At 72.5% G+C, this 23949-nt stretch carries 23 protein-coding genes; 11 read left to right on the top strand and 12 right to left on the bottom strand.

Features of this window, described 5'->3' with window-relative positions:
• The first annotated feature begins 4 nt into the window (after positions 1–4).
• The 5 genes from ACWFR3_RS17750 to ACWFR3_RS17730 all read left to right on the top strand — a co-directional run bounded on the left by ACWFR3_RS17750 (position 5) and on the right by ACWFR3_RS17730 (position 6153).
• On the top strand, positions 5–484 hold the full coding sequence (locus ACWFR3_RS17750; RefSeq protein ID WP_453735497.1) for an anthrone oxygenase family protein: 480 nt from the start codon (positions 5–7) through the stop codon (positions 482–484).
• Positions 485–601: 117 nt separating this feature from the next.
• Complete coding sequence (locus tag ACWFR3_RS17745; protein ID WP_453735496.1) at positions 602–2092, top strand: glutamate synthase subunit beta; 1491 nt, start codon at positions 602–604, stop codon at positions 2090–2092.
• An 88-nt stretch (positions 2093–2180) separates the two neighbouring features.
• On the top strand, positions 2181–4307 hold the full coding sequence (locus ACWFR3_RS17740) for a PEP/pyruvate-binding domain-containing protein (RefSeq protein ID WP_453735495.1): 2127 nt from the start codon (positions 2181–2183) through the stop codon (positions 4305–4307).
• On the top strand, positions 4304–5248 hold the full coding sequence (locus tag ACWFR3_RS17735) for a hypothetical protein (protein ID WP_453735494.1): 945 nt from the start codon (positions 4304–4306) through the stop codon (positions 5246–5248). The genes ACWFR3_RS17740 and ACWFR3_RS17735 overlap by 4 nt, the downstream gene beginning before the upstream one ends.
• Positions 5249–5415: 167 nt before the next feature.
• Entirely contained in the window at positions 5416–6153 is a 738-nt protein-coding gene (locus ACWFR3_RS17730; protein WP_453735493.1) for a protein-tyrosine phosphatase family protein, read from the top strand.
• A 70-nt stretch (positions 6154–6223) separates the two neighbouring features.
• Here the strand turns inward: ACWFR3_RS17730 and ACWFR3_RS17725 are convergent, their stop codons facing one another.
• Positions 6224–6439 carry a DUF397 domain-containing protein gene (locus ACWFR3_RS17725; RefSeq protein ID WP_190083403.1) on the bottom strand — a complete coding sequence of 72 codons (216 nt, stop codon included), beginning with the start codon at positions 6437–6439 and terminating at the stop codon, positions 6224–6226.
• Positions 6440–6532: 93 nt separating this feature from the next.
• Positions 6533–7393 carry a helix-turn-helix domain-containing protein gene (locus tag ACWFR3_RS17720; protein ID WP_453735492.1) on the bottom strand — a complete coding sequence of 287 codons (861 nt, stop codon included), beginning with the start codon at positions 7391–7393 and terminating at the stop codon, positions 6533–6535.
• A gap of 218 nt (positions 7394–7611) precedes the next feature.
• Between ACWFR3_RS17720 and ACWFR3_RS17715 the strand changes: the two genes are divergently transcribed.
• Together ACWFR3_RS17715 and ACWFR3_RS17710 are read left to right on the top strand one after the other, a co-directional pair.
• Positions 7612–8025 carry an ATP-binding protein gene (locus tag ACWFR3_RS17715; RefSeq protein WP_453735491.1) on the top strand — a complete coding sequence of 138 codons (414 nt, stop codon included), beginning with the start codon at positions 7612–7614 and terminating at the stop codon, positions 8023–8025.
• 85 nt (positions 8026–8110) lie between these two features.
• Complete coding sequence (locus ACWFR3_RS17710; RefSeq protein WP_453735490.1) at positions 8111–8563, top strand: hypothetical protein; 453 nt, start codon at positions 8111–8113, stop codon at positions 8561–8563.
• A gap of 99 nt (positions 8564–8662) precedes the next feature.
• Here ACWFR3_RS17710 and ACWFR3_RS17705 read toward each other — a convergent pair whose 3' ends face one another.
• The 3 genes from ACWFR3_RS17705 to ACWFR3_RS17695 are packed head-to-tail and all read right to left on the bottom strand — an operon-like array spanning position 8663 to position 11854.
• Positions 8663–9790, bottom strand: a complete 1128-nt coding sequence (locus tag ACWFR3_RS17705; protein WP_453735489.1) for an acetoin dehydrogenase dihydrolipoyllysine-residue acetyltransferase subunit — start codon at positions 9788–9790, stop codon at positions 8663–8665.
• Between the two features lie 7 nt (positions 9791–9797).
• Positions 9798–10811: an alpha-ketoacid dehydrogenase subunit beta gene (locus ACWFR3_RS17700; protein ID WP_453735488.1), complete on the bottom strand. Its 1014-nt coding sequence runs from the start codon at positions 10809–10811 to the stop codon at positions 9798–9800.
• 38 nt (positions 10812–10849) lie between these two features.
• The gene (locus ACWFR3_RS17695) at positions 10850–11854 is read right to left on the bottom strand and encodes a thiamine pyrophosphate-dependent dehydrogenase E1 component subunit alpha (protein WP_453735487.1); all 1005 of its coding nucleotides are present in this window, start codon (positions 11852–11854) and stop codon (positions 10850–10852) included.
• A 228-nt stretch (positions 11855–12082) separates the two neighbouring features.
• Here ACWFR3_RS17695 and ACWFR3_RS17690 point away from each other — a divergent pair, with 228 nt between their 5' ends.
• On the top strand, positions 12083–13984 hold the full coding sequence (locus ACWFR3_RS17690) for an ABC transporter ATP-binding protein (protein WP_453735517.1): 1902 nt from the start codon (positions 12083–12085) through the stop codon (positions 13982–13984).
• 19 nt (positions 13985–14003) lie between these two features.
• Here ACWFR3_RS17690 and ACWFR3_RS17685 read toward each other — a convergent pair whose 3' ends face one another.
• The 4 genes from ACWFR3_RS17685 to ACWFR3_RS17670 all read right to left on the bottom strand — a co-directional run bounded on the left by ACWFR3_RS17685 (position 14004) and on the right by ACWFR3_RS17670 (position 17807).
• Complete coding sequence (locus ACWFR3_RS17685; RefSeq protein WP_453735486.1) at positions 14004–14213, bottom strand: hypothetical protein; 210 nt, start codon at positions 14211–14213, stop codon at positions 14004–14006.
• 114 nt (positions 14214–14327) lie between these two features.
• Positions 14328–15017 (bottom strand): DUF899 domain-containing protein, encoded by a 690-nt coding sequence (locus ACWFR3_RS17680; protein WP_453735485.1) that lies wholly within the window; start codon positions 15015–15017, stop codon positions 14328–14330.
• Between the two features lie 140 nt (positions 15018–15157).
• Positions 15158–16408 (bottom strand): cytochrome P450 family protein, encoded by a 1251-nt coding sequence (locus ACWFR3_RS17675; protein ID WP_453735484.1) that lies wholly within the window; start codon positions 16406–16408, stop codon positions 15158–15160.
• Between the two features lie 37 nt (positions 16409–16445).
• Positions 16446–17807: an amidohydrolase gene (locus tag ACWFR3_RS17670; protein WP_453735483.1), complete on the bottom strand. Its 1362-nt coding sequence runs from the start codon at positions 17805–17807 to the stop codon at positions 16446–16448.
• Between the two features lie 106 nt (positions 17808–17913).
• Here ACWFR3_RS17670 and ACWFR3_RS17665 point away from each other — a divergent pair, with 106 nt between their 5' ends.
• Complete coding sequence (locus ACWFR3_RS17665; RefSeq protein WP_453735516.1) at positions 17914–18870, top strand: endonuclease/exonuclease/phosphatase family protein; 957 nt, start codon at positions 17914–17916, stop codon at positions 18868–18870.
• Here ACWFR3_RS17665 and ACWFR3_RS17660 read toward each other — a convergent pair.
• Positions 18867–19310 (bottom strand): nuclear transport factor 2 family protein, encoded by a 444-nt coding sequence (locus tag ACWFR3_RS17660; protein ID WP_453735482.1) that lies wholly within the window; start codon positions 19308–19310, stop codon positions 18867–18869. The two genes, ACWFR3_RS17665 and ACWFR3_RS17660, sit on opposite strands and share 4 nt — an antisense overlap.
• 100 nt (positions 19311–19410) lie before the next feature.
• Between ACWFR3_RS17660 and ACWFR3_RS17655 the strand changes: the two genes are divergently transcribed.
• On the top strand, positions 19411–19908 hold the full coding sequence (locus ACWFR3_RS17655; RefSeq protein ID WP_453735481.1) for a winged helix-turn-helix transcriptional regulator: 498 nt from the start codon (positions 19411–19413) through the stop codon (positions 19906–19908).
• A 3-nt stretch (positions 19909–19911) separates the two neighbouring features.
• On the opposite strand, the gene ACWFR3_RS17650 is transcribed toward ACWFR3_RS17655, so the two are convergent.
• A complete protein-coding gene (locus ACWFR3_RS17650) occupies positions 19912–20982 on the bottom strand; it encodes a phosphatidylinositol-specific phospholipase C domain-containing protein (RefSeq protein WP_453735480.1) in 1071 nt (356 codons plus the stop codon).
• Positions 20983–21227: 245 nt separating this feature from the next.
• Between ACWFR3_RS17650 and ACWFR3_RS17645 the strand changes: the two genes are divergently transcribed.
• Positions 21228–21713 carry a DUF3574 domain-containing protein gene (locus ACWFR3_RS17645; protein WP_453735479.1) on the top strand — a complete coding sequence of 162 codons (486 nt, stop codon included), beginning with the start codon at positions 21228–21230 and terminating at the stop codon, positions 21711–21713.
• Positions 21714–21741: 28 nt separating this feature from the next.
• Here ACWFR3_RS17645 and ACWFR3_RS17640 read toward each other — a convergent pair whose 3' ends face one another.
• A complete protein-coding gene (locus ACWFR3_RS17640) occupies positions 21742–23598 on the bottom strand; it encodes an FUSC family protein (protein ID WP_453735478.1) in 1857 nt (618 codons plus the stop codon).
• Between the last annotated feature and the right edge of the window lie 351 nt (positions 23599–23949).

Below are 23949 nucleotides of genomic sequence, written 5' to 3'. Positions count from 1 at the left end.
TGCCATGATCGAGGGACCATACTTCGTGCTCGTCGTGCTGGGCGCGCTCGCCAGCGGCCTGGTCGCCGGAGCGTTCGTCGCGTTCTCGACGTTCGTGATGCCCGCCCTGGCCGCGCTGCCCCCGGCGCAAGGCATCGCGGCGATGCAGTCGATCAACGTCAAGGCGCTCACCGCCGGGTTCATGACCGTGTTCATGGGCGCCGCGGGCCTCAGCGCGGTCGTCGCCGTCGTCACCTTCGTGCTCTGGCCCGACGACGCCACCGTCGAACTCCTCCTCGGCAGCGCGCTGTACCTCTTCGGCTCGTTCGGGGTGACCATCGTCGCGAACGTCCCGCGCAACGACGCCCTCGCCAAGGTCGACGCGCAGGCACCGCAGAGCGCGGACCACTGGCGTAGGTACGTCAGCGAATGGACCCTGTGGAACCACATCCGGGTCGGAGCCTCGCTGGCGGCGTCGGCGTCCTTCATCCTCGCCCTGACCTGACCTGCCCCACTCCGACCAGCCCCACTCCGTCCAGCCCCCGGGCCCGCGGACGTGCCGCGCCCGCCCTCCCGTCGTACAGTGGCCGAAAGCCTGCGAGAGCACCCGAGGGAGACGGCCATGGCCGACCCCAAAGGCTTCCTCACCACCGCCCGCCGGGAATGGCCGCGCCGGTCCGTCGGCGAACGGGTCAAGGACTGGGACGAGGTGTACGTCCCCGGCGCACTGCTGCCCCTCGTCGAGCAGCAGGCCGACCGCTGCATGGACTGCGGCATCCCCTTCTGCCACGACGCCTGCCCGCTGGGCAACTTGATCCCCGACTGGAACGAACTCGTCTCGCGCGCCGACTGGCGAGCGGCGGCGGACCGGCTGCACGCCACGAACAACTTCCCCGAGTTCACCGGCCGCCTCTGCCCCGCCCCCTGCGAGTCGGGCTGCGTCCTCGCGATCAACCAGCCCGCGGTGACCATCAAGAACGTCGAGGCGGCCATCGCCGACCGCTCCTGGCAGGACGGCCTCAACCCGCCACGCCCCCCGGACCGGCACTCGGGCAGGACCGTCGCCGTCGTCGGCTCGGGACCGGCCGGACTCGCCGCCGCCCAGCAGCTGACGCGAGCCGGTCACACCGTCGCCGTGTACGAGCGCGACGACCGCGCGGGCGGGCTCATGCGCTACGGAATCCCCGCGTTCAAGATGGAGAAGCACCACCTGGAGCGGCGCCTCGCGCAGATGCGGGACGAGGGCACGGTCTTCCGTACGTCCATCACGGTCGGGCGGGACATCAGCGCCGCGGAGCTGCGGAACCGGCACGACGCGGTGGTGCTCGCCGTCGGCGCCACCGCCTGGCGTGAACTGGACGTACGGGGGAGGGAGTTGCGCGGTATCCACCAGGCGATGGAGTACCTCCCGTTCGCCAACCGCGTGTGCGAGGGAGACCTCGACACCTCCCCGCTGTCCGCCGCCGGCAAGCACGTCGTGATCGTCGGCGGCGGGGACACCGGAGCGGACTGCCTGGGTACGGCGGTCCGCGAAGGCGCCGAATCCGTCACGCAGCTGGACATCTACGAGCGGCCCGGTGACCTGCGCGACGAACTGGCCGAGCCCTGGCCGACGTACCCGAAGATCTACCGGCTCTCCCCCGCGCACGAGGAGGCGGACGAGCTGCGCATCGCTCCCGCGGCGGACGCCGACGCACGCCTCTTCGCCGCGTCCACGCTCCGCTTCGACGGCGACGCGGCGGGGAGGGTACGCGCCCTGCACGTGACCGAGGTCGACGCGGAGCGCCGCCCCCGGCCCGGCACCGCCCGTACCCTCCCCGCCGATCTCGTGCTGCTCGCGCTCGGCTTCTCCGGGCCCGACCGTACGCCCGGCGGCCTGGTCGACCAGCTCGGCCTCGACGTCGACGACCGCGGCACCCTCACCCGCGACGCGGACTTCACGACGAACGTGCCCGGCGTCTTCGCGACGGGCGACGCGGGCCGCGGCCAGTCCCTGATCGTGTGGGCCATCGCCGAGGGCCGTGCGACCGCCGCCGCGGTGGACCGGTGGCTGACGGGCGAGACCCGGCTCGCGGCACCGATCGGGCCGTACGACCGCCCGATGACCGCGTAACGCCGCTGCTGATCCTTCGTTCCGCCGTCAGGCGCAGGGCCGTCTCCGCGCGTCCCCCCTGTTGGCGGCCGGTCCTGGAGGGTGCCCTATGACGACGCTCAACGAACGCCCCGCATTCGACGACACGTACGGCGACGGTCGCGGCGAGGGAACGCCCCTCCCGCTCGTCCCGCTGGACGACCCGCACGCCGCACTCCCCCACCTCACCGGCTCCAAGGCCGCGCATCTCGCGCGCGCCGCCCGCGCCGGGCTCCCCGTATTGCCCGGCTTCGTCGTCCCGCACGGCGCCGGCGACTCCCCCGACGGTCTGCACGGCGCCTGGCGCGAGCTGTCGGCCGACGGCGCGCTGCCGCTCGTCGTCCGTTCTTCGTCACCGCAGGAGGACACGCAGGAGTCCTCGCTGGCAGGCCAGTTCGCGTCCGTGCTTGACGTGCGCGGGTGGGACGACTTCCGTACGGCGGTCGCGGCTGTCCTGCACTCCGCGCATCGGACGGCCGACGACAGCGCCGCCGAGGTGAGCACTCCCGCCGCGATGGCCGTCCTGGTCCAGCCGATGCTCGCCTCCCGCGTCGGCGGAGTGCTGTTCGGCGCCGATCCCGTCGAAGGACGCCTCGACCGCATGCTCGTGAGCGCGGTGCGCGGCGGCCCCGACACGCTCGTCAGCGGCGCCCAGGCCGGGACGAATTACGTCCTGAGCCCGCACGGACGGCTATTGCGCACCGAACAACCTTCTGCACAGCGGCTGTTGGGGACGACCGAGCTGCTGCGTCTCGCGCGCCTGGCCCGGCGCGCCCGGAAGGTGTTCGGCGGGCCGCAGGACATCGAGTTCGGCTTCGACGGCGACGGACGCCTGTGGCTCTTCCAGAGCCGCCCCGTCACGGCGATGGCCGCACGGCCGCGGCGCGGCGCCCGGCTCCTCGGCCCGGGCCCGGTCGCCGAGACCCTGCCGCATCAACTCCAGCCGCTCGAAGAGGACTTGTGGGTCGCCCCGATGGCGCGGGGCCTCGCGGCGGCCCTCGACATCGGCGCGGGCGCGGCACGCCGCACGCTGCGGAAGAACCCCGTGGTCACAGCGGTCGGCGGGCGTGCCGCGGCCGACCTGCGGCTCCTCGGCGCCGTCCCGCCCCGCCATCCCTGGCTCGCGCTGCTCAACCCGGCGCCCGGCGAGCGCCGCCTCGCCGCTGCCTGGCGGCTCGGCCGGCTGACCGCCGCCCTGCCCGGCCTCGCCCTCGACCTCGCCGCGGACATCGACCGCAGCCTGGCGGGCACCGCGTCGCCCGCCGGACTCCCGTCGTCCGACCTCGCCGCCACACTCCGCTGGACCCGCGCCGCCCTCGTCTCCCTGCACGCCCAGGAGGCGCTGTGCGGCGCCCTGCTCCCCGGGTCGCGTACGGCGACGGCGGCGGGCGCGGCGCTGAACGCGCTGGCCGAGGGGCGGGCACTCGGCATTCCGGATCACCGCGTGGTGGCGGCACATCCGGCGGTGCTCGCGCTGGTTCCGCCGCGTCTGGAGGGGGATGTACGGCTGCCCGAGCTCTCCGCGGCCCCTGCGACCGGGCCCTCGGACGCGGCGAGCCTCCCGCCCCGCGAAGCCCTGCGGCTGCGTATCCGCTGGGTGCAGGAGTTACAGGTGCGCCTGGTGAGGGACGCGGCGCGGCGGCTCCGGGTGCGGGGCGAGCTCGGCGCGGCAGGGCGGGTGGGACTGCTGCGGTGGCCGGAGCTGATGGACGCGCTCGCGGGCGGACCGCCCCCCGGAGATGTCGGGGAGCGGCTGCCACGTGCGGTGTCGGCACCGCTGCCCGACGCGTTCCGGATCGCGGAGGGCGGCACGGTCGTCGCGGAACGGTCCGCCCGGCGTGGCACCGGCGGCGGGCTGGGGGTGTCCGGCGGGCGGGCCGCCGGGATGGCGTGGGACGGCACGGGGACGCCGCCGCCCGAAGCGGTGCTCGTGGTGCGCACGCTCGACCCGGCACTCGCGCCTCTGCTGCCCGGGCTCGCCGGTCTCATCGCCCAGACCGGCAGCCCGCTCTCCCATCTGGCATTGCTGGCAAGGGAGTTCGGGCTGCCCACGGTGGTCGGCGTACCGGACGCGGTACGGCGCTTCCAGCCGGGCTCCCGCCTGGCTCTCGACGGCACGACCGGCGACGTACAGCCGGAAGAAGACACGCGCCCTGACCGCACGGGCGACGACGTCATGCCCGAGGTGCCGCGATGAAGCGTCTCGCGTACGTCTTCGGCGGTTCGGCAGCCGCGGGCGCCGCCGCCTATCTGGTCGTCTACCTCTACCGGTGGCAGTGGCAACGGGCCATCCTCTGCGGGGTGTTGCTCCTGGTCGTCGAGATCCTGCTGCTCGGCGCCACGCTCGTCGGCCGCATCGCCCGCGTCGAGGATCGGTTGCGGGACGCCGACCGGCGTCAGGAGGACGTCCTCGCGCGGCTGCGTCAGGACGCGGCGCCCGGGCAGCCGGGGTCCGGGGGTCCGGGGCTCGGGAAGCCGGGGCTCGGCGCGGGGGCGCCCCGCTTCCGCTGGCTGGACGACGACCCCGCCGGGCACACATACGTCTTCGTGCCCGTGCTCATGGCGACCGGAGCACTCCTCTCCGGTCTCGCCTGGCTGGTCCAGCGCATCGCGTCGGCGACCGCGCGCCCCGCCGCCGAGCACCGGCTCGCCGGGCGCCTCGCCGTTCTCGCCGCCCCGCCGCCGGACACCGGCCTCGAGGATCTCCCCCCGGTGGCCGCCCGGCTCGACCGGCGCAGGGCGGGGCGGGCCCTGGCCGCTGGCGCGGTCGGCGCCGTGCTGCTCGGCGCCGCGGTCGCGGGCCTGGCCGAGCTCACCCAGACCCGCGAGGGCGACAGGAGCGAGGCGGCGGCGACCTCCGTGCTCCTGCACATCGACATGCGCGGCCGGGACGCCACCCCGGAGCGCCGCTCCCTCGCGGCCCGCCAGCTCTGGGAACGCTGCCGCGACTCCACCTCCGTGGCGCTGCGGCACGCCACGCTGGGTCCGCTGGGCGACGACATGTTCGCGGGGGTGGTACGCCCCGCCCTCACCGAGCACGACCGCATGCGCCTGCGCGGCTGCCTGGAGGACACGGGCCTGGACAAGGCCCGGCTGACGGTGACGGGCATCGGCGACACGGGGTCCGGGGACGACTGAAACCGTTGGCCGATGCCGGCCCGGGGCAACGGCTCGGCGGTACGGGCACCGCCGCGCGGGGTAAACCCGAGTAGACCCGACCGCACAGCCCCGGTCGGCCTCAACTCGCCCTTACCCCAGGCGCGTTACCCTTCCCGGCACGCCCCGTCCCCGACCCTTGGTCCCCCATGACGGCTCCCCGGACCACCCCGTCACCGACCGTGTCCCCCACCGGGCCCCCCACTGAGGCCACCGCCGGTCCCACCCGCCGCCTGCGCCGCATCTGTCTGCGTGTCCTCGTGTGCTGCGGGCTCGGCTATCTCGCGCTCTGGGCGACCGGCACCCTCGGCATCCTCGTGCTCTGCGACTGGGCGCGGAGCACCTCCCGCGCCCCGGCCAACACCGTCGACGCCCCCGGCATCCACCATTTCCGCCCCGTGGACACCGCGGGCCACGTGTGGCGGGGCGCCGCGCCCTCGGCCGAGGGGTACCGGCGCCTGGCGGAGCTGGACTTCGCGACCGTGGTCGATCTGCGCGCCGAGCGCCTGAGCGCGGCCCGGCTAGACCGGCCGCGCCGCGCCGGGCTCGACGTCGTACGGCTGCCGATCCGCGACGGCCAGACGCCTCGGCCCGCCCAGGTACGGCGCTTCCTGGACGTGGTGCGCGACGCGCGGGGCCCGGTGTTCGTGCACTGCGGGGCGGGCGTGGGACGTACGGGGACGATGGCGGCCGCGTATCTCGTGCGGACCGGGCAGAGCTCGCCGCAGTCGGCGGTCCGGCGCAATCTCGCGGTCGGGCCGCCCTCGGTCGAGCAGATCTACTACGCGCTGCGCCTCGGGCGCGACCGGGCGCAGCAGCCGCCGCTGCCCGTCGTCGCGGTCAGCCGTCTGGTGGACGCCCCGCGCAGGATGTGGTCATGGCTGTGAACCACCACCTCATGGCCGTGAGCCGCCGCCCCGGCGGGCGACGGCTCACGACAGACTCATGACAGGCGGTTCACGAAAGCAGGAAGTCGGCCTCCCCGGCCTTCGCCCCCTGGATGAACGCGGTGATCTCACCGTGCGTGTAGATCAGCGCCGGGCCGTCCGGATCGGCGGACTGGCGGACCGCGACGCGGCCGTCGGCCAGCTTCATGGCCTCCAGGCAGTTGCCGCCGTTGCCGCCGCTCCACGGCTTGTGCCAGCCCTCGCTGCCGAGGTCACGTGCGGGCATGCCGTTGTAAATCCGGGAGTCGTCCCGTGACTCGGGGCGGGACCCGGCTCCGGGCTTTGACCCCGGTCGCGTACCGGCTCGGTGTCGATCCATTCACAGCTCCTTGCGGAGGTCCCGGAGGAGCTCCTTTGTGCGTTGTGCCGTCGCGGCTTGCGCCGCCATGCGGTCCATGACCTCGAGGTGGGTCGCCACCTCGGTGCGCGCGTCCAGATAGACGGCGCCGGTCAGGTACTCGCTGTAGACCATGTCCGGCAGCTCCGCCATGGCGAAGCGGAAGAGCACGAACGGTCCGAACGTGCCCGGGTGCGGACCCGCCGCGAACGGCGCGATCTGCAGCGTCACATGAGGAAGTTCGACGGCTTCGAGCAGCTTGTCGATCTGCTCTCGCATCACCTCGGGGCCGCCCACCGGTCTGCGCAGGGCGGTCTCGTCCATCACGACCCAGAGCCGTGGCGCGTCCTCGCGGCTGAGCAGGGACTGGCGCTCCATCCGCAGCGCCACGTACCGCTCGATGTCCTCGGGACGGGTCTGGCCGATCGCTCCGGAGCGCATCACACCACGTGCGTACTCCTCGGTCTGCAGCAGGCCGGGCACGAAGTGCGGTTCGTAGGACCTGATGAGGCTGGCCGCCCCCTCCAGGCTGACGTACATGCTGAACCAGCCCGGCAGGATGTCGTGGAACCGCTGCCACCAGCCCGGCTTGTTCGCCTCCTCGGCGAGGGTCACGAAGGCGTCGGCCTCGTCGTCGGCGACTCCGTAGGACTTCAGGAGCAGCTGGAGATACGGGATCTTCAGCGCGACCTCGGCCATTTCCATGCGGCGGACCGTGGCGGGGGCCACGCGGAGAATCCGCGCGGCCTCCTCCCGCTTGAGGCCCGCGCTCTCGCGCAGGTCCTGCAAGCGACGGCCTAGGACGACCTGGCCGACGGTCGGCGCGGACCGCGGTTCGCTCACGTCCTACCTCCACGTACTCCATGTAATGCCAATTCACTCCGCACCTGGAGCCGTTGCGAGCAGTGTGCCACGTGCCGTCTCGAAGGAACACGCCACTGTGCACTTTTCAGAGTGGGTCTTGCCAAGGTGTTCCCGGCGGGGCGATAGTGGATGGCGTGACTCCGCCCGCGCCGTTACACACAGCTGCCGCCGAAGCCCCCGTTGGCGTTAATGCCGACGTGTGGGCCGATGGCGGCTCCGAGCTCTGCGTCAGCTTCGCGCTCGTGCCACGGCCGGGCTCCGCCGCAGAGGCCAGACGGCTGGCAAAAGCCCAGCTCCTGGGCTGGGAAATCGGCGAGGACTGCCGCGACGCCGCCGCTCTCGTGGTGTCCGAGCTGGTCACGAACGCGATCGTGCACACCGCGAGCCACCGGATCGTCTGCGAGCTCTGCACCCGGCCCGGCACCCTGCGCATAGCTGTGCGTGACGACGGATACGGATCAGGTGTCCCGCGGCCCGCGCAGGAGGGGCCCGACGCAGACGATGAGCACGGGAGGGGACTGCTTCTCGTCGAGGCGGTGAGCAACGCGTGGGGCGTGCGTGACGAGGGCCCCGGCGCCGGCCTCACCGTATGGGCGGAGCTGCGGGCATGACGTATCGCATGACGTAGTACGGCATGACGTGACTGCTTGGCGTGACTGAGGGTGCGGGCATGAGAACGACGTGGGCAGGAGGCGTGTGAGCACGGTGACGGTGCGGCGGCTGTTGGATCTGGACACGCTGGTCCGCCTCGAACGGAGGCGGACCGCCGCCGCCTCCGAGCCGCCCCTGACGCGACTGGCCGTCCCGGAGGGGATGTCGCAGCCCCTGGGGTGTGACGCGGTCTCGGTGCCTTCGCGGTTCGGTCCCCGGCTGATGGCGCGGCTGCCCCGCGTGGGCTGCGTGTACGAGGACGTGGACGCGGCGCGCTGGTGGTGGATCGTCCCGGCTGACTCCGACGTCGCTCTGGAGTGGCCGTCCCCCGCGTACTACGCCGCGGGAGCCGTGGTCCCCGGCGCCCGCCGCGCCCCTTCCCTGATCCACAGCCCCTCCGGGGGCGAGGTCCCCTACACCCCGCCGATCCCCCTGTACCTGGCCTGGTGCGGCGCCACGGGCGCCACGCCGGCGTGGTCGCGGTCCGTACGCGCGTAGATCCGGGTCGTACGAAGGGCAGCAGTAGATCCGGGTCGTACGAAGGGCAGCACGAGAGTCCGGGGCGGCACCCTCCCGCAGGCGCCGCCCCGTCCCCCTTCACCCCGTCACCGCAGCCTCCACTGCCGTGACGATCTCCCCCGGCGCCTCCAGCTGCGCCATATGGCCCACCCCGTCGAGCACGAGCACGCGCACGGCGCCCCTCCCCGCCAGGGAAGCGGCGTTGGACGCCGGGATCACCTGATCCTGCGCGCCCCACACGGCAACCGTCCGCACGCTCCCGGGCAGAAGGGAGGCCAGGTCGAGGGCCGATCCGCCGCCCGGCGCCACCAGCGTCGGCAGGAGCGTGCGCAGCGCCGCGTCGACGCCGTCCAGGCGCTTGTACCTCAGCAGGTCCTCCACCAGCTGCCGCGTCACGAGACCATCGTCGGCGAACAGCTTGCTCAGGTGCGGACGGAGCTCGCGCCGCGTCCCCGCCTTCGCGAAGCCCCGCAGATAGGAGGCGTCCACCTCGGGGCCGTAGCCCGCGGGCGCGATCAGCGTCAGGGAGCGGACCCGCTCCGGGACCCCCGCCGCCACCGCCGTGGCCACCGCGCCACCCAGCGAATGCCCCACCAGATGTGCCCGCTCGATGCCGAGCGCGTCGAGAAAGCCCGTGACGACCGCGGCAAGGGAGGCCAGGCTGCCGTCCCCCACGTCCTTGCTGGACTCTCCGTGACCGGGCAGGTCCAGGGCGTACACCGTGTGCCGCACCGCGAGCGGCTCCTGCACGAAGAGCCAGGAGTTCTTGTCGCCGCCGTACCCGTGCACCAGGACGATCTCTTCCGCGCCACCCCCCGACGTCGTATACGCGAGGGCCCTGCCGCCCACCTCCGCGAGACCGCTGACCGGGCTGCCCTCGTCCTCGGCGGGCACCCCGCGCGCCAGCTGTTCGCGTGCCTCGGCGGCCGCCCGCTCGATCTCGTCCTCCGGGACGTCCGGCCCGGCGATGACCGCGATGACGCAGCCGACGGGGGCCTCACCGCCCGCCTCCGCGACGATCCGCCGCAGCACACCGCCCCGCGGCGCCTCAAGGGTGCCCGCGATCTTGTCGGTGTCGATCTCGGCAAGATCGTCGCCCTCCGCCACCTCGTCGCCCTCCTGCGCGATCCACTCGGTGATCTTTCCGGTCTCCATGGACAGGCCCCATTTGGGCATGGTGACCCGCTCGACGAACGACGTGCTCACAGGCACCTCACGGCTTCCAGTCGACGACCGACTTCACCGCGGCGGCGACCCGCGCGGCGTCCGGTATGTAGAGGTCTTCGAGCGCCGGGCTGAACGGCACCGGCGTATGCGGCGCGGTGACCGTCTCGATCGGCGCCCGCAGCGCCCCGAACGCCTCGCGCGCGACGAGCGCCGAGATGTCGGCCGCCATCCCGCAGCGCGGCCCCGCCTCGTCGACCACGACCAGGCGCCCGGTCGCCGCGACGCTCTCCAGGATCGTGTCGGCGTCCAGCGGACTGGTCGTACGGGGGTCGATGATCTCGCAGCTCAGGCCGGCCGATGCCAGGTCGGCCGCCGCTTCGGACGCGACGGTCACCATGCGGCCGATGGCCACGATCGTCACGTCCCGGCCCTCGCGCACGATGGCCGCCTCGCCGAAGGGGATCGTGTAGCTCTCGGCGGGGACCTCGCCCACCACGTCGTACATCGCCTTGTGCTCGCAGAAGATCACCGGGTCGTCGTCCCTGATTGCCTGGATCAGCAGTCCCTTCGCGTCGTACGGGGACGACGGCAGGACGACCTTCAGTCCGGGCACGGCCGTGAACGCCGGATACATGGCCTGCGAGTGCTGGGCCGCCGCCCGCAGTCCGGCCCCGTACATGGTGCGGATGACGACGGGGGTGACGGCCTTGCCGCCGAACATGTACCGGAATTTCGCGGCCTGGTTGAAGATCTGGTCGAAGCACACGCCCATGAAGTCGATGAACATGAGCTCGGCAACCGGCCGCAGTCCGCGCGTAGCGGCGCCGATCGCCGCGCCGATGAACGCCGACTCCGAGATGGGCGTGTCCAGGACCCGGCCGGGGAAGCGCGGATAGAGCCCCTTCGTCACGCCGAGCACCCCGCCCCATGCGTCGGATTCGCCGGGTGCTCCCGCGCCGCCCGCGTTGTCCTCGCCCATGACGACGACCGAGGGGTCGCGCTCCATCTCCTGCGCCAGTGCTTCACCGAGCGCCTCGCGATAGCTGATGCTGCGTGCCACGATCGGCTCCTCTCAGACGTACGAGTCAGGCGTACGAGTCAGGCGTACGAGATGTAGACGTCGGTCTCCAGGTCCGCCCGGGTCGGCAGGGGCGCGGCCTGCGCCTCGGACACGGCCTCGTCGATCAGCCGGGCCACCTCGGCGTCGACCGCGTCGAGCTGCGCCACCGTGAGTTCGCCGGCGACCCGCTCCCGGAAGCGCTTGAGGCAGTCGAGTTCGTCGCGGGCGCGGCGCACCTCGTCCGCCCGGTATTTCTGCTGGTCGCCCTCGAAATGCCCGTAGTAGCGGGTGAGCCGCACCTCGATCAGGGTGGGACCGCCCCCGGCACGCGCCCGCTCGACCGCTTCGCCCGCCGCCTCGTGCACCGCGAAGAAGTCGAAGCCGTCGACGGTGACGCCGGGCATCCCGAAGGCCGCGGCGCGGGCCGCGATGGAGCCGCCGCCCACGGACCACTCGGCCGAAGTGGCCTCCGCGTAACCGTTGTTCTCGGCGACGAAGACGGCGGGCAGGTGCCAGACGGAGGCGAGGTTCAGGGATTCCAGGGTGGTGCCCTGATTGCTGCCGCCGTCGCCGAAGAAGGCCACACCGACGCCGCCGTCCCCGCGCACCTTCGCGGCGAGCGCGGCGCCGCAGATCAGGGGTGGCCCGCCGCCGACGATGCCGTTGGCGCCGAGCATGCCCCTGGAGAGGTCGGCGAGGTGCATGGAGCCGCCCTTGCCGTGGCACGCCCCGGTCGTGCGCCCGTAGATCTCGGCCGTCATCGACTTCACGTCGACGTGCTTGGCGATGCAGTGGCCGTGGCCCCGGTGCGTGGAGGCGATGACGTCCCGGTCGTCGTCGAGATGGGCGCACACACCGGTGGCCGACGCCTCTTCGCCTGCGTAGAGGTGGACGAAGCCGGGGATGTCGCCGGTCGCGAACTCCTCGTGGAGCCGCTCCTCGAAGTCACGGATCGTGCGCATCGTGCGGTACGCGTCAAGCAGCGCGGGGCCGTCGAGGCCGTGCTCGTACGGGACTTGAGGTGTCCGGAGAGTGCCGCTCACGGAATAACTCCTTTGCCTGCACGGGTGCGGAGTTGCCTGCATGGGGTATGGCACTGCGGCCCGGGCGAACCGGCAACAGTTGCCCGGGGTTGCAAGCCCGCACCGGACGTACGCCAAACGCAGAAGGAGAAGCAGACGGACGACAAGCAGAACTACAGCGAAAAGCAGAGCGACAACGGGGATCAGGGCAACACCCGCGCACAGGACGGGACTTCGGATTCCGAGGCGCTGCTCTTCGGCGGGCCCCTGCGCTACGACACCGGATGGGCCCAGTACGAGGAGGCCTTCCTCCAGCTGGGGTTCCGGTCCATGCTGAAGCGGCTGCCCGCGCTGCTCGCCGCCAGCTTCCGGCTCGCCCGGCAGGCCGACCTGCGGGCGGCGCGCATCGTCATCAGCGCCGAGGTGGGCCGCGGGCTCGCCAGAGCGGTGAGCCTCCTCGCGGTGAACGGCGTGCTGGGACATCTGATGACCGAGGCGCCGGTGGCCGACCGGCTGCGCGGAGCGGCGCCCGCCCTGGTGACGGTGGCGTGCGTACTGTTCCTGGCCACGCTGCTGCGCGCCGTGTCGACGTACGCGACGGGCCGGCTCGAACCGAAGGTGGAACGCGTCGCCACCGAGCAGTATCTGGAGAAGGCCGCGGCGGTGGAGCTCGCGGCCATCGAGGACGACGCGTTCCACAAGCTGCTCGACACCGCGCAGTACGGAGCCGCGTCCGCCCGCCGCATGATCGGCATCGCCACGCGTGTGGTGAACGCGCTGATCTCGCTGATCGCGGCGGCGAGCGTGCTGACCGTCCTGCATCCGCTGCTGCTTCCGCTCCTGGCGACGATGACCCTGCCGAGCGCGTGGGGCGCCCTGACGATCGCCCGGCGCCGCTACGTCTCCTTCCACGCATGGGTGCAGCACGCCCGCGCGGGGCGGCTCATCGGCAGCCTGCTCACCGACACGGGCGCGGCCCCCGAGATCCGGGTGCACGGCGTGGGTCCCTTCCTGCTGCGGCACTTCCGGTCCATGTCGGAGGCGGCGGAGGAGGAGCAGGCGCGCCTTGCGCGGCTCGCCGCCCGTACGGGCCTGATCGCGGCGGCCTGGACGGGCGTCGCCACCGTGGTGACGTACGCGACGCTCGGCGGGCTGCTGCTCGCCGGGGCGATGGCGCTGTCCGTGGCGGGTACCGCCGTCATCGCGATCCGCACCGGCTCCGCCAGCCTCGACACCCTCGTCGTGGAGATCAACTCCCTGCACGAGGACGCCATGTTCGTCGGCGACCTGGAGCGGCTCTTCGTGGAGGCGGCACAGCGCGCGATTCCGGTCGGCGGGGCCGAACTCCCGGCGCAGCCGCGGGAGATACGGTTCGAGAACGTCACCTTCCGCTATCCGGGCACCTCGGGCAGGGACGCGCTCAGCGACATCTCGCTCTCCCTGCCCACCGGGAAGATCGTCGCCCTCGTGGGCGAGAACGGCTCCGGCAAGACCACGCTGGTGAAGCTGCTCGCGGGCCTGTACGCGCCGAAGGACGGCCGGATCCTGTGGGACGACGTCGACGCGGCGACCGCGGACCGGCATCAACTGGCGGAGCGCATCGCGATGGTGGCGCAGGACTTCAAGCGCTGGCCGTTCACGGCGCGCGTGAACATCGCGATCGGCCGGTCGTCGGTGCCGCTCACGGACGACCGGATCGGCACCTCGGTCGGCGAGGCGGGTGCCGGGGACGTCGTGGCGGATCTGCCGCGCGGGCTCGACACGCTCCTTGCCCGCGCGTTCACCGGCGGGCACGAGCTGTCGGGCGGTCAGTGGCAGCGCCTGGGCATCGCGCGTGCCGCCTACCGGCGCGGCAGCATCCTCATCGTGGACGAGCCGACGGCGGCGCTCGACGCCCGCGCCGAACTGGAGGTCTTCGAGAAGATCCGGGCCCTGGCCGGGACGGGCCAGACCGTCATCCTCATCACGCACCGCCTGGCGTCGGTGCGCCACGCGGACCTCGTCCACGTCCTGGAGGGAGGTCGCCTGGTGGAATCGGGCACGCCGGACGACCTCCTGCGCACAGGTGGTGTCTATGCGGAGCTCTACGCCCTGCAGGCCGACCAGTTCACGGCCAAGGTCCCCTCACCGAACGGACACGCCGAGCGCTGAGGGAAGGGGCTGCCCGGGTCTACGCGGCGGCGGCTATCTCGGCCAGGTCCGGCACGGCGGTCGCCGCGGGCCCGCGCACGATCACCAGGAAGGCGTCGGAGGCGAGGTCCATCACGACCTCCGCCTGCTGCCCCTCCATACGGCGGGCCTCCGCGAACTGCTCCGCGGGCCACGATCCTCGCGGCCCGCCTGCCGGAAAGCGTTCAAGTACCACTCGGCTGTTCATCATCGTCCTTACTGCTCCCCCGTGGAAAGTCCTCATGGACTCTTTCGCAGTAGAACGCACCGAGGGATGGAAAGGACTCGCAACGTGACGCACCTGACACCGAGTTGTGGCGGTTCCTCACATCTCGTACTCGTCGTGATACCGCAGCCGGGGGCTGCCCGCCGGAGCCCCGAGCCCCGTAGAGCGGCCCTTGGGCTCCTCCCACTCCTCCTGCCTGCCGAGGGCGGTGAGATCGAAGAGGCTGGAGTACGAGCCCACCCAGTCGAGGCCGCGGTCGTACGTCGAGTACGTGTGGAAGACGCGGTCGCCGTCGCGCAGGAAGCAGCTGAGGCCGGGCTGTTCGCGGGCCTCGTCGCCCTCGCCGACGGTGGCGTCGAAGTCGTGGTTGAAGTCGCTGTCGTGCGAGGAGTACCACGGCACCGTCCAGCCCATCCGCGCCTTGAAGGGCAGGATCTTGGTGAACGGGGCGCGGGAGACGGCGATGAAGTTCGTGCTGCGGGACCGCAGGTGGGCCAGATGCCCGATCTGGTCGAGGAAGGCCGAGCAGCTGCGGCATCCCGCGTCCCACTCCGGGGCGAACATGAAGTGATAGACGATCAGTTGGGCGTCTCCGTCGAAGAGGTCGAAGAGCGTCGCCTTGCCGTCGGAACCATCGAACAGATACTCCTTGTCGATCTCGACCATCGGAAGCTGGCGCCGCTCGGCGTTGAGCGCGTCACGCGCCCTGGTCTGTGCCTTCTCCTTGGCGAGCAGTTCCTCGCGCGCGGCGGCCCACTGCGCACGTGTGACGATGCCGGGAAGTCCCATGGTCCGTCAGTCCCTCCTGCGGACCCGCCCCTCGGATCCGTACTTCTACGAGGGGTGACCTGCGGGATCGCCGGAACTCATCGGTCCCGGCGAAGAATCTTGGAAGAAACTTCGGAGAATCCCGATGATGCCGCGGCGAGCTAGAACGTCACCGGGAGCGCGAGCAGTCCGCGCGCCCGCATCGAGGGGCGCCACCGCAGCTCGTCCGGCGATGCGTCGAGCGCGAGGCGGGGGAAGCGCTCGATGAGCGCGGCGAGCGCTGTCGCCGTCTCCAGGCGGGCGAGGGGAGCGCCGACGCAGTGGTGGATGCCGTGGCCGAGGGCGAGCTGGCCCGTGGTGTCGCGGGTGATGTCCAGGCGGTCGGGCTCGGGGAAGCGGCGCGGGTCGCGGTTGGCGGCCGACGGGGAGAGCAGCACGGTCTCGCCGGCGGGGACGGTGACGCCGCCGATGGTGACGTCTTCGAGGGGGAAGCGGCGGATGGCGAGCAGGACGGGACCCTCGTGGCGGCTGAACTCCTCTACTGCCCCTGGGATTTGGGCCGGGTTGGCGCGCAGGGCCGCGAGCTGTTCGGGGTGGCGCAGGAGCGCGAGGGTGGCGTTGCCGATGAGCTGGACGGTGTTCTCGTATCCGGCGAAGAGGATCAGGAAGGCGAGCGACATCAGCTCGTCCTCGGTGAGCCGGTCCTGGCCGCCCTCGCCCTCGTCCCGTACGGCGATGAGGTCGGAGAGCAGGTCGTCGGCGGGCTCCTTCCGCTTCTCTGCGAGGAGCCGCGTGAAGAAGCCCAGCATCGCGACGACGGCCTCCTTCGCGCTCTGCGGCCGTGCGGGGTCGGGTGCGATCAGGGCGTCGGTCCAGGCACGGAAGTCCGGGCGGTGTCCGGCGGGCACGCCGAGGAGGTCGCAGATGACGGTGATCGGGAGCGGGGCGGCGTAAGCGGCGACGAGGTCGGCGCCGCCCAACGGCGCGATGGCATCGAGGAGTTCGTCGGCGGTGCGGCGGATCGGCGCGCGCAGGCTCTCCACCCGGCGCGCCGTGAATGCCTTGACCACCAGGCGCCGGACGCGGGTGTGGTCCGGCGGGTCCATGTTGAGCAGGTTCGCGTCCAGGGCGGGCGGCAGCGCGAAGCCCCGGTAGCCGCCCGGCAGCGCATGGCTCTTGTCGAGCGAGAGCCGCGGGTCGGCGAGCGCGGCGCGTACGTCGTCGTACCGCGTGACCAGCCAGGCCGGGCTGCCGTCGGGCCCCGCGACCCGGTGCACGGGGGCGGTGTCGCGCAGGCGCGCGTAAGTGCCGTACGGGTCTTCGACCAGACCGTCGGCGGGGTCGTGGACCAGACCGTCGGCGGGGTCGTCGATGCGGCCGTTTGCGGGGTCCGGGTGCGGGGCGTGTGACATGGCTCCACCCTAGGCAGCCCTCTCTCCCCGCCTGCTTTCAGCCCTCGTACTCCTGGATCCGCTTCCCGTGGCTGCGGTCGATCAGGGCGGGCAGTTCGGCGCCCAACTCGCGGACGATGTGCGGTACATCGAGAGTCAGCAGCCGCCGGTCGCGCATCAGGACCCGCCCGTCGACGATCGTCGTGGTGACGTCCGACGAGCGCGCGCTGTGCACGAGCGTGGCCGCGAGGTCGTGCACGGGCTGGGTGTGCGGTCCGTCGAGATCGACGAGGATGATGTCGGCGCGGCGGCCCGGCGCGAGGCTGCCGATTTCGTCGCCGAGGCCCACGGCTCGTGCGCTCTGCAGCGTGGCGTGGTCGAGTGCCTGGCGCGCGGTCAGCCAGGCCGGGTCGCGCTGGGCGGACTTCTGTACGAGCGCGGTGAGCGTCATGGACTCCCACACGTCCAGGGTGTTGTTCGACGCGGCCCCGTCCGTGGCGAGGCCGACGGGGATGCCGATCTCGCGCAGGGCGCGCACGGGCGTGGTGTCCCAGCCGAACTTGAGATAGCCGCGCGGCGCGGTCGCCACGGCGATGCGTCCAGTGCCCTGCCGCAGGACGGGCAGGTCGCGGTCGAGGATGCCGGTGCCGTGCGCGATGAGGACGTCGACGTCGAGCAGGCCGGTGCGGTGCAGGACCTCGATGGGGGTGCGGCCGTGGCGCTCCAGGCTGATGTCGGTCTGGGCGCGGTCCTCGGCGGCGTGCAGGTGGACCAGAAGGCCGTGCTCGCGGGCGAGTTCGGCGGTCGCGGCGAGGCCCGCGTCGTCGACGGTGTACGGGGCGTGCGGGGCCAGCGAGGTGGTGATGCGGCCGTCCGCGGCGCCGCGCTGCCGCAGCGCGAACTCCAGGGAGGCGGCGCGGCCGTCGGGCCCCTGCGAGGAGAAGAAGGCCGCGCCGAGGTTGGCGCGGAGGCCGCTCTCCGCCACGGCGTCGGCGACGCTGTCCATCGCGAAATAGTGGTCGGCGAAGGTCGTCACGCCGCCCCGGATCATCTCGGCGCAGGCGAGCCGAGCGCCGAGCCCGACGACGCGCTCGGTCAGATTGGTCTCGATGGGCCAGATCCAGTCGTTGAACCATTCGTGCGCCGGCAGATCCTCGGCGATGCCGCGCAGGGCCACCATCGGCGTGTGCGTATGGCAGTTGATCAGGCCCGGCAGGGCCGCCTGGCCGTGTGCGTCGATGCGCTCGGCGGCCGGGAGGTCCGCGACCTCGGCAGTGGTGGTGACGGCGTCGATACGGCCGGCGCGTACGACGACGGCCGAGTCTTCGAGGAAACCGGCCTGCCCACCGGCGTCGTGGACGAGGGCCGTGCAGCCCGTGATGACGAGATCGGCGGGGCCGTGCGCGGGAGGCGGCGTCATCTCTTCACGGTACGGGGAGTGCGCATCCCGTGCCCTGTCGCGTCGCGGGTTTCGCGAGCACGCTGACGTCAACCGACCGCCCGTGCGACGACAGTTGGAGCCCGCCATGCTCCTCGGCACCTGGAACCTGGAGAACCTCTACCGGCCCGGCGGCAAGTTCGGGCCCAAGGACAAGGCCGCGTACGAGGCGAAGCTCGCCTCGCTCGCGGCGACGATCAAGGCGCTGAACCCGAGCGTGCTCGGCGTGCAGGAGGTCGGCGATCCGGAGGCGCTCGCGGATCTGGCCGGGATGCTGGAGGGCACCTGGCACACCACGCTCTCGGAGCACGCGGACGAGCGCGGTATCCGCGTCGGCTTCCTCAGTTCACTCCCGGTGTTCGTCGTGGCCGACGAGAACGCCTTCCCCGCGCCGCTGCGCCCGGTGCAGGCCGGTGACTCGGGCAAGCCGGTGGACCGGGCGGGGCGCGGAGTGCTCGCGGTGACGGTGACGACGCGCGCCTTCTTCTTCGACGTGGCCGTCTGCCATCTGAAGTCGAAGCTCCTCTCGTACCCCGGCGGCCGGTTCCAGCCCCGGGACGAGGGCGAGCGGGCCCGCTTCGGGGCGTACGCGCTGTACCGGCGTTCGGCCGAGGCCACGCTGATGCGCTCCGTGGCCGACCGGCTCCTGAAGGGCGACGGCCGCCACCACGACGTCGTGGTGCTCGGCGACCTGAACGACGAGGTGTCGGCGGCCACGACGCAGATCCTGCTCGGCCCGCCGGGCTCCGAGATCGGCACGCCCGGCTTCGAACATCCGGACAAGGGCGACGCGCACCGGCTGTGGAACACGGCCCCGCTCATCCCGGCCGAGCAGCGCTACTCCCGTATCCACGCGGGGCGCCGTGAGCTGATCGACCACGTCCTGGTGAGCCGCAGCTTCCTGAGCCTGGTGACCGAGGCGGGCACGGGAGTCCCCGGCACGACGGCGACCGCGCTGCCGTCGGTCGGCGACGAGGATCCGGCGGAGCGCAGGAACGCGCCGGGCTCGGACCATGCGCCAGTGTGGATACGGGTCGAGCGCTAACCCCGGCCTTTCGAAGACGCGGCCGACTGCTGGCGCTGCCAGGCCTGTTCGAGGCGCAGGGTGTCTTCGATGACGGTGTCCTCCACCATCCGTCCCCAGCGGATCCTGGCCCACTGGATGCCCTCGTTCTCATACGGGCTGCCGTCGGCGAGGGTCGCCTGGATACGCAGCCGGACGACGACGGCGGTGTTCCAGGGCCAGCCCTTGACGACCACGTCGGTGAGGCTGAGCCGCATGCCGGGGATGCACCGGCCCGCCCGCTCGAACCAGTCGGCGAAGGCTTCGGGGCCGCGCAGGTCGGCGCCGAGTACCCCGTCGCCGATGAAGCGGAACCGCAGGTCGGGGGCGGCCATGGCGACGGCGGGGCGGTAGTTTCCGCTGCCGTCGCCCGCGGTGCGCCAGAGGGCTCGGACCTTCCTGCGGACGATGGCGTGGTACATCGGGGCGCCTCCCTGACCTAGTGGCTTGCAATTCGCAAGGGACCGTCTCCGACAACCGTAGGCCGGTCCCTTGCAAACAGCAAGCGAGTACTCTTTAGCCATGAGAGGCGAACGCTTTGCCCGGATGCACTGCTCGGTGGCGCGCGCGGCGGCCGTGATCGCCGACCAGTGGACGGTGCTGATCCTGCGCGACCTGTTCCTGGGCCTGAACCGCTACGAGGATCTCCGCGCCGACCTGGGCATCGCGACGAACATCCTGGCGGACCGCCTGGACCACCTGACCGCCGAGGGCATCGTCGAGCGCCGGGTGTACCAGGACCGGCCGATCCGTCACGAGTACGTCCTCACACCGCCGGGCAAGGAGCTCTACGGCACCGTCCTGACCCTCATGACCTGGGGCGACCGCCACCGCTCCGACGGCGGCGGCCCGCCCCTGCTGCCCGTCCACGACACCTGCGGCCACCCGGCCGAGCCCCGCGTGACGTGCGCGCACTGCGGCGGGGAGCTGACGGCGGGGGCGGTGACGCACACACCGGGTCCCGGCGGCCGGACGGCGCCGGGGACCGCCCTGGTGCACACGGTGCTCGCCACGGACTGAGCCTCAGCCGCGCGGGACCACCGTCGAGAGGACGCCCGGCAGCGGATACCAGTCCGACGAGACGATGCTGGCGTTGCCGCGGGCGAGCAGGGCGACGCGGTCGCGGGCCTGCGCCTCGGTCGGGTTCACCGAGTCGATGGCCGGGGCGACGTTGTGGGCGTCGGACATGACGACCAGATAGCGCCGGTCGGCGTACCACTTGGTGTCGATGGTGCCGCCCGCGTACTTGGACGCGTCGCCGTCGAACAGCACGAACCAGGGCCGGATCGCCGCGTCCGCGTACCGCCCGCGCGGGTCACCCGCCTCCGCGCCGAGCACGGCGGGGAAGGCGGCGGCGTCGCCCAGGCGCCCGGCGGCCTTGAGGTCGCGCAGGTGCGTGGCGTACTCACGGTCCGTCCACAGGGTGTCGGCCGGGTTGCCCTGCTCGACGGTGCCGGGTATGAGCTCGACGATGAACTTCCCCGCCAGGGCGCTGCGCTGGGGCCAGCCGTCGCTGCGTACGGCCTCGTCGAGGGTGGCGTGCTCGCCGGTGAGCTGGCCCGGGCGGTAGACGGCGTCGCCGAGCTTGCTCTTCAGGAGGGCGTCGAGGTCGGCGGGCCCGCGTCCGTTCCTCCCCTGGAAACCGTCCTTCAGCTCCACCTTCAGGAGGATGGGCCGGTGGCCGGGGTGGGCGTCGTGCCAGCTCTCCATGTCCGCGAGGCAGCCCGCGAAGCTCTGGTTGCGCGATTTGGTGCGCAATTCGGCCGGAGTCGCGGCGTTCTCGCAGTTGTTGTCGTTCCCGACCGGGTTGCTGTGCGAGACCCGCCAGCCGCTGCCGAACACATTGGTCCACACGTCGAGTTCGAGCATCCCGGCGCCGGAGTCGAGCGCGTCGGCGAAGTACGGGTACTTCGACTTCTCGTAGGCGTTGTGGACGCCGACGCCGGTGGTGGAGGCGTACGGCGACTGCGGAGCCGGATCGGCGGCGGCGGGGGCGGTGCCGTTCGCGGACCCGGCGGTGCCGAGCGCCAGCGCGACCGTCGCCGCGACCGCTGTGACCGTCGTGGCAAGACCTGTCCCTGTACGTGCCCTCATACCGGCCGTCCCTCCACCGCTGCGGTCAAGTCCCCGGAAACGTATGGGATTTGTGTGTCGGAAGGGAAGACGGCGGCTTACGGGCAGGGAGAGATATCCAGCCGTGCGGCCATGCGGGAGAGGGCGGGGGGTGCGGCGTGTCCGCTACTGTCTGCGCCCGTTATGGATCAACGTACGCAGAGATCCACCCGCTCGTAGAACCCGTGGAAACTGATCTGCCCCCCCGCAGAAAGGGATCAGCCCTCATGGCCCTCACACTCTCCCGCATCTCCCGCACGCGTCTCGCCGTGACCGCGGCCGCCACCGCGGTCCTCGCGGTCGGCGCCCCGGCCGCGTACGCCTCGCTCGACACGGACACGCGCGCGTCCGGCACGACCACCACGACACAGGTGTCGCGCGGTGACGCCTATACGGAGACCCGCCTCCTCTTCGGTACCGAACGCCCGGACGGCGGACCCGACGTGACGGACAAGCAGTTCATGAAGTTCATCGACGTCGAGGTGACACCGTCGTTCCCCGACGGGCTCACGGTGCAGGACGGCCGCGGCCAGTGGCGGGACTCGAACGGCAAGATCGAGCGCGAGCGTTCGTACGAGCTGATCCTGCTGTATCCGACGTCGCAGGCACACAAGCGCGACGCGCTGATCGAGGACATCCGCAAGGACTACGTGAAGGAGTACGCGCAGGATTCGGTGGCGCGGCTCGACGACAGGGTGCGGGTGGACTTCTGAGCCGCGCCCGGTCCGGCCGGGCGGGCGGTCAGGCCACCGTGGTGAGCTCCGCGAGCAGTGCGTCGATGCGCTCGGCGTGGCGCCGCGGCAGGCGTCCCGTGTCGTCGACGTGCACGGCGCAGGCGGTCGTGGTGTCGACGAGGCTTTCGAGGGTGGCCGCCACCTTCTCCGAGCCCGCGGAGTGCCGCGCGAGGGTCGGGAGTTCGGCTGCCGCCACGTCGATCGCGGCGCGGGCCTCGGCCAGCGTCCGGTAGGCGTCGCGGCGCAGGGCCCAGCGGGCGGCGCGGTGCTCGGCGCCCGCTCGGCCGCCCTCGTGGGCGCCGTCGTGGGCGCCGTCGTGGGCGCCGCTCAGGACGTGGCGCAGGTAGGCGTGCGCGGAGTCGCGGGCGGCGGAGAGCCGGTCCTGTACGCGGCCGCCGCGCTGCACCGGCCACGGCAGGTGCCCGACGAGCAGGACGATCCCGCAGGCCAGCAGGGTCTCGCCGATCCGCCCCACAGAGGCCTGCGGCTCCCCGCCCACCATGACGAGGGCGAGGACAAGGACCGTGACGACGGCGGTCTGGGCGGCGAAGTGCCGGGTGGCGACGGGGATCAGCGCACCGCACACGGCGACGACGGCGACGAGCCCGGCGGGCCGCGGCAGCAGGGCGGCGAGCCCCGCGAAGAGGACCGCGCCCAGGACGGTGCCGAGGGCGCGGCACAGGACGCGGGATACCAGCGGCCCGAGGTCGGGCTTGACCAGGAAGACAGTGGTGGCGGGCAGCCAGTACCAGTGCGGGTGGTGCAGGGCCTGTGCGACGGCGGCGCTCACCCCGAAGCAGAGCGCGACCCGCACGCCGTACTCGCGTCCGCCGGGCCCGGCCGCCGTGCGCAGTACGCCGACGGGTCCGCGGCGGCGGCCGTGCGGGGGCCTCGCGGTGCCGCTGTCGGAGGCCTCGGCGGCGTGCAGCAGCGCGTCGTCGAGGGCGCGGAGCCCGGCGCCGGAGCGGGCGGGCGCGGGCAGCGGGCCGCAGGGAACGCCGTCGCGGATGGCGGCGGCGAGACGGCGGGGGCCCTCCCCCGCGCGCTCGGGCAGCGGCACACCGGCCCAGGCGAGCGCGGTCGCCGCCTCGCCGAGCGGCAGTGCGGCGAGGTACTGCGCGTGCAGGCGCCGCTCGGCGGCCGAGCTGGCGTGCCGGCGCAGGCGCGGCCCGGATAGGGCGTCCTGCGCCTGGTCGAGCGCGGCGGTGAGGGCGGCGCGGCGGTCGGTCGCCCGGGAGGTGCCGACGGCATCGAGCAGCGCGGCGACGGCTTCGTACACGGCGGAGACGGCAGCGCGCTCTCCGTCAAGGCGATAGGGCCGAGCGGCACCGCCGAGACAACCCGTGCGCGGCGAGGGCAGCAGCAGCCTCAGCAGGATGAGCCACGCGGCCCCGGCGAGGAAGAAGAGCGCCCGCTGCCAGCCGGGCTCCGGCAAGGGCATCCCGGCCCCGATGGCGGCGACGACGAGCAGCTGCGTACCGCCGGCGGAGGCAACGGGCCCGACAGCACTGAAGGCACCGGCGACCAGCCCGAGCACCGCGAACAGAAGAGGCAGCAGCCACGCGCCTCCGACGGCTTCGGCGACGTACGCCCCGAAGACCATGCCGCCCGCCCCCGCGAGCGCGGGCACCCCGAGCCGCCGCACGGCGACGCGCCGCCCGCCGGGCCGGTCGTTGAACCCGGCAAGCATGGCCCCGAGCGCGGCCACCACCCCGAGCGACACCCGCCCGGCAACCACGCCCGCGCACAACAGCGGCCCCGCGGCCAGGGCACCCCGCACCACGGAGTGCCACGGAACAGGCCCACGCTGCGTACGCAGGGCATGGCCGAGCCAGGGCGGAAGGGAAGCTGCGCGCGGGATCACCGGACTCACTTGCTCCTGTCGTCATCGGAACGGGTACGTACCGCCGGACGACATCGGCCTGGGCTTGTGATCAAGCGTAAACGGTGGTTCGGGAGGGGAAGGGACGGGCGTATTTCGGGGATGTGACGTTTGGTGGGCGTTTCGTGAATGCCACACGAGCGGTCCGAGGGCCGACACCGCGGCCACAGCCCGGATGAGGCGCGCCGAATTTACCCGGCGCCAACCCAACTAATAAGCAACGAGGCCTAGTTGTCCGGCATATACCCCGTCACCATACATACATGAACAGCGGCGCCGGAACGATGCCCTCACCCCCACCGCCTCCGCCATTGCCGCCGGTAAAACGGCGCA

Source organism: Streptomyces sp. NPDC055189 (assembly GCF_053606765.1).
The sequence above is the reverse complement of the archived record's forward strand: the minus strand, read 5'-3'. Positions and strand labels throughout refer to the sequence as shown.